We start from the raw sequence: 1,544 nt of genomic DNA, 5'->3' as shown, positions 1-1,544 counted from the left end.
AGCCCGCCAATTGCCTCTTTGCGCCCCGTGTCGGTGTACGAGAGTCCGCCCGCCGTGAGTCCGCCAATGTGCCGCTCGGGCGCGATGAGTAGTACATGTAGCCCGAGGCGAGCCGCCTGCACCGCCGCGCTCACGCCGCTCGCTGTGCCGCCATAGACACAGAGATCGGCGTGACGCGTGTGGGGCTTCTGCGCACCCGTTGGAGGCTTCCAATAAAAAAGGGACGTTAGTTCATCCGTTCTCATAACGTCCCCAGTGTATCAAATCCTATGTGTTAGAACGCAGCGTTGAACTGCATACCGTTTTGTGCACAGACACCCGTTGCTGCGGAGCAGCCCGTGAGCTCATCGGTGAAGGTCAGGTTGACGTTCGGCTGCCCGGTCATATCGGCACCAAACTCTAGAAACTTGATCGCTGTTTTCTTCTTGAACTTCGCGTGACCGTCGCAGTAGAGCAGGTTCGCGCCGCCCGTGCTACCGCCTGCATGCTGCACATCATAGAAGGGGTGGTTGAACTGATAGAAGCGCGTGGTCGAACCCGTCACGACACAGGGCCGTACTTGGCCGACACGGGTCTTGAACTTATACTCCTGGGCGAAGACAATATCCGCAGGGGCGGGAATCGCGGCCAGGGCCTTGGACGATACTATTCCATTGAGGAAGTAGCTTCCGTTGCCGCCACCCGCCACATTGGTCTCCGCGTAGGCGCTGCCCGCGCTGAAGCTGGAGCGTGGGGTTGTGTTGGGGCAGAGGTAGACCTGAAGGTTCTTGATGTAGGGCTGGATATCACGCTGCCAGTTGCGAACAACGGTGGAGCCCACTGCCACCTCAGGAGTCATAAAGCCCAGAGGGTTGGTGGTACCTGCAGCATTGGTCAGACCTGCATCGCCTTGGTTGTTGTGTGGGGCTCCTGTGTGGTTGCCGGGTAGGACTTCATCATAGTCCTGCGTATACATCATTAAACCAACCCCGATCTGCTTAAGGTTGGAGAGGCAGGCGGTCTGGCGGGCCTTTTCACGGGCCTGTGCGAAGACGGGAAAGAGAATAGCGGCGAGAATCGCGATGATTGCGATCACCACGAGAAGTTCGATTAATGTAAAGCCCGCTGTGCGGGTAAAAGCACGTTTCATTGCTGAGGTTCCTTCTGTGGAAGTTTTAGAGATGAGCCTGTCGGGGCCGCCGTACTTTGGCGGTGGATCAGGCAGGTCGGGATCGGGGCCATTTGGGGCGGCTCCTTGCCCTGCAACAGACACTGGAGCACTTTGAGCGCTCCTTCCGCCTGCGCGTCGAGAGGGTTCTCGACGGTGGTGAGTGGCGGGACGGCGGTCTCCGCCAGCACATTGTTATCAAAACCAATAATCGAGAGATCGTCGGGGACATAGAGCCCCATCTCTCGTGCCGTAACGGTGAGCTGCCAAGCAGCATTATCGTTGTAGGCTATAAAAGCCGTTGGATGATCGGGCTTTGAGACCACATCCAATGCCTCCGCGAGAGTAAGACACTGCGCCTCCAGCCCCGCAGCAGCCAACGCTTCCTGGTAGCCTA

3 protein-coding genes are annotated in these 1,544 nt (G+C 58.2%); all 3 read right to left on the bottom strand.

Annotated elements, in window-relative coordinates:
* On the bottom strand, positions 1-245 hold a 245-nt coding region (locus ACH2EH_RS13175; RefSeq protein WP_395142376.1), incomplete at its 3' end, for an FAD-dependent oxidoreductase.
* 29 nt (positions 246-274) lie between these two features.
* Complete coding sequence (locus ACH2EH_RS13170) at positions 275-1,129, bottom strand: DUF1559 domain-containing protein (protein ID WP_395142374.1); 855 nt, start codon at positions 1,127-1,129, stop codon at positions 275-277.
* On the bottom strand, positions 1,126-1,544 hold a 419-nt coding region (locus ACH2EH_RS13165; RefSeq protein ID WP_395142372.1), incomplete at its 5' end, for a substrate-binding domain-containing protein. The genes ACH2EH_RS13165 and ACH2EH_RS13170, both read right to left, overlap by 4 nt.

This window comes from Armatimonas sp., from assembly GCF_043760365.1.
GTDB lineage: Bacteria > Armatimonadota > Armatimonadia > Armatimonadales > Armatimonadaceae > Armatimonas.
This window is presented reverse-complemented; position numbering and strand designations above follow the sequence as displayed.